General features: G+C 43.0%; 5 protein-coding genes. All 5 read left to right on the forward strand.

From position 1 onward, the window contains the following. Positions 1 to 373 (forward strand): IS66 family insertion sequence element accessory protein TnpA (gene tnpA, locus VZT47_RS09785; RefSeq protein WP_442877432.1); only part of this gene is annotated, 373 nt, incomplete at its 5' end. A 16-nt stretch (positions 374 to 389) separates the two neighbouring features. After that, on the forward strand, positions 390 to 746 hold the full coding sequence (tnpB, locus tag VZT47_RS09790; protein WP_330224777.1) for an IS66 family insertion sequence element accessory protein TnpB: 357 nt from the start codon (positions 390 to 392) through the stop codon (positions 744 to 746). A gap of 119 nt (positions 747 to 865) precedes the next feature. Then, entirely contained in the window at positions 866 to 2476 is a 1611-nt protein-coding gene (gene tnpC, locus VZT47_RS09795; RefSeq protein ID WP_330224778.1) for an IS66 family transposase, read from the forward strand. Positions 2477 to 2680: 204 nt separating this feature from the next. After that, positions 2681 to 3079, forward strand: a complete 399-nt coding sequence (locus tag VZT47_RS09800; RefSeq protein ID WP_330224779.1) for a transposase — start codon at positions 2681 to 2683, stop codon at positions 3077 to 3079. 8 nt (positions 3080 to 3087) lie between these two features. Then, entirely contained in the window at positions 3088 to 3444 is a 357-nt protein-coding gene (locus VZT47_RS09805) for a transposase (protein ID WP_330224780.1), read from the forward strand. Positions 3445 to 3460 lie beyond the last annotated feature (16 nt).

A 3460-nucleotide genomic window follows, 5' to 3' on the forward strand; every position in this document is an offset into this window, starting at 1 on the left:
ACCTCAAAGGACGGAAAGTCCGGAGGAGGTGTATCAGGAAATGAAACGAATCAGTGAAGTAAAGAAAGAAGTACGCCGTCAGGAATGGCTGGCAATGGTGCAGACCTGTCAGAACAGTGGAAAGCCAGTAAAGACATGGTGCAGAGAAAACGGCATCAACATGTACACATACTACAGCAGGCTGAAAAAACTGCGGACAGAAGTATTGGAACAGGCAGAACAGCAGAGCATTGTGCCGGTGAGCGTATCAGAAGAAATCAGTACAGTTTCTGAACAGGCAAAGCCGGAAAGCGGAACAGTGGTCATGAGAAAGAACGGAGACTGGAAGTGGAACTTCCGGAAAGTATGGAAACTGAGAAGCTGCTTGTACTAATGAGGGGGATGCTGGAATGCTGAAAGGAATCAGAAAGGAGCATATCTACATTGTGTGCGGACATACGGATATGCGAAAATCGATAGATGGACTGGCAGCGATAGTGCAGTGTCAGTTTTCACTGGATTTGTACACGGATAGTCTGTTTCTGTTCTGCGGAAAGCGGAGAGACCGGATGAAAGCATTGCTGTGGGATGAAAACGGCTTTGTGCTGCTGTATAAAAGACTGGATGAAGGAAAATTCAGCTGGTCGAAAAATGAAGCAGAAGTCAGAAAGCTGACACAGGAGCAGTTTGTCTGGCTGATGCAGGGACTCTCAGTTGACCAGCCGAAAGCCATCCGGAAGAATACGGGGAAGAAAAATCTGTACTGAATTTTCCACAGAAATGGTTAAAGAATCTACATGAGAAATCGCTCTGAAAGCTTGAAATCAAGCCATTTTTATGATATAATAGAAATGGTAAAGGATTTCAGGAAAGGAGCGATTTTTTCATGACAAGAGAAGAACTGATAAGAGAAAATGAAAAGCTGAAAGAAGAAATCGCTGACCTGAAAAAAGAGAATGACAGCTTGAAAACCAAAACAGAATCTCAGGCACAGAGAATTGACAACTTGATGGAGCAGCTTCTGAAAAGGAACAAAGCCCTGTTCGGAAGAAAGAGTGAACAGGAAAAATATCTGACGGACGGTCAGATGGAGCTGCCGAATGTCCTGAATGAAGCAGAAGCAGAATCCGGCGGTGTGTACCATGAGCCAACAGAAGAAACGATTATTGTAAAAGCTCATGCCAGAAAGAAGAAAAGAACCAAAGCAGAACTGGCACAGCAGCTTCCGGTCAAAAATACCATGACAGACCTTGCAGAGACTCAGAAATTCTGTGATGTATGCGGTTCAAAGCTGGAACTGATAAAAAGAAGATTTCACAGCAGTGTGCTGAAAATCGAACCGGAACGGATTTTTATGGAGCGTTACGGCAGAAGCATTTACAAATGTCCCGTGTGCGAAAAGACGGCAGATAAATCAAAAATTGTGATATCAGAAGACCCTGCTCCCGTGCCGGTGATTCCGAAAAGCATGGCATCCGCAAGTATTCTGGCATACATCATGACAGTCAAATATCAGCTTGGTGTGCCGCTGTACCGTCAGGAACAGTATTATCACAGACGTGGAATTGCCCTGCCAAGAAACACCATGGCAAACTGGCTCATCCGGAGTGCAGAGGTGCTGAGACCTGTTTCAGAGTATCTGTGGGTACTGGCTTATGAAGAACCTGTGCTTCATGGAGATGAAACACCACTGCGTGTCCTGACCAAAAACGGAAAGCCTCTGGATAAGAAAGCTCAGATGTGGGTGTGTGCCACACCGGAAAATGGAACATACAGAATCGCTCTGTATTTCTACAGTGACAGCCGGAATAAGGAAACCGCTGAAAGCCTGTACAAACATTACAAAGGCACGCTGGTGACGGACGGCATGAAATCCTATGGAAGCGGTGATTATGTCCATGCCGGATGCTGGGCACATGCCAGACGGAATTTTGCAGACGGGATTCCAAAAGAAGATAAATCCGGAACATCTGCATCCGCACAGGCACTGAAACGGATTGATGCTATGTTCAGACTGGAGGCTGAAGCAAAAAAGAAAAAATTCACAGAAGAACAGCTTCTTCAGCTGCGGCAGGAAAAGATTCTGCCAATGATAACAGAATTCTATGAGTTCATCGGTACTCTGAAACCTCTTGGAGGCTCACAGCTTTTCAAGGCGGTCGGCTATGTCAAAAATCAGAAAGAGAAGCTTCTGGTATTTCTGAATAATCCGAAAGTGGAGATGAGCAATAATATTGCTGAAAGAACCGTAAAGCCGTTTGTCATCTGCCGGAAGAATTTCCTGTTCTGTGATACAGAAAAAGGGGCAGAAGCCAGTGCCATTATTTGTACCATCATAGAAACAGCAAACCGGAACAATCTGAATCCTTACGAATACCTGAACTATCTGCTGACAGTCCTTCCCACATTTGGTGAGAATCCAACCGTATCACAAATAAAATCTGTCATGCCATGGAGTCTTGCGATTCCTGCTGTATGCCGCAATCCTGAATTGTGAGCTTTCCATTCATACTATTTCACAGTAATTCACAATTGGACCTTACTGTGATTTTTTCTTCACACTGTTTTTAATTGTGAAAAGCCAGTCCGTGCGTGACTGGCTTTTTTATTGCAAGACGTTGAATATTGACCGCTTAGAGGTTGTCTTCACAAGGAAATTGTGGTATAATAAAGGAAATAAAACTGGAAAGAGGAATGTGGCATGGAGTTTGGAAAGATATATACGAGTGATATGTCAGACAGTCAGTGGGCAATTGTAAAAGAAATACTGAAAGAAGAAAACTACCGTTGTGTAGAAGAAAAAAGAGAACAGGTAAATGCAGTTCTGTATCTTGTAAAAACAGGCTGTCAGTGGAGAAATTTACCCATAGATTTTCCAAAATGGAAAACAGTATACAGCTTTTATCGGCGTGCCTGCTTGAATGGAACATGGCTGAAAATTCAGAAGGCATTAGTAAAAAAAGTCCGTGTTCGTGCAGGAAAAAAAGCAGAACCATCTTATGCGCTGATCGATTCACAAAGTACAAAAACAGCATCTGCCAATGAAGGAACCGGCTATGACGGGGGAAAAAAACGAAAGGCAGAAAACGACATATTGTAACGGATACAATGGGAAATGTGCTTTGTGTCCGTGTCCACAGAGCCAATGTTCATGATACCAAAGGCGGAATAGAAACCATGCAGAAAGCAATATTTCATTATCCTTCCATCAAAGGATGCAGAGCAGACCAGGGGTATCGGGGAACTTTCAAGGAAATCCTTGAAAATTTCTATGATATTAAAGTAGATATTTCTGAACAAATCAAAGGAAAATTTGAAGTACATCCACTCCGATGGAAAGTTGAACGCACTCTTGCATGGTTTAATTTTTCCAGACGTTTATCCAAAGACTACGAGATTTCTCCTTTTTATCAGGAACAAATCTGCATTATTTCTAATTTACAGACTCTTTTACGACGCTTTTAATCTTGTGAAGACAACC

The organism is Dialister sp. (assembly GCF_036343215.1).
Classification (GTDB): Bacteria; Bacillota; Negativicutes; order Veillonellales; family Dialisteraceae; genus Dialister.

Bases quoted from the DNA above. Each gene is read 5' to 3' on its own strand.
- VZT47_RS09800 (WP_330224779.1), top strand. From the start codon at position 2,681: ATGGAGTTTGGAAAGATATATACGAGTGATATGTCAGACAGTCAGTGG.
- tnpB (WP_330224777.1), top strand. From the start codon at position 390: ATGCTGAAAGGAATCAGAAAGGAGCATATCTACATTGTGTGCGGACAT.
- VZT47_RS09805 (WP_330224780.1), top strand. From the start codon at position 3,088: ATGGGAAATGTGCTTTGTGTCCGTGTCCACAGAGCCAATGTTCATGAT.
- tnpC (WP_330224778.1), top strand. From the start codon at position 866: ATGACAAGAGAAGAACTGATAAGAGAAAATGAAAAGCTGAAAGAAGAA.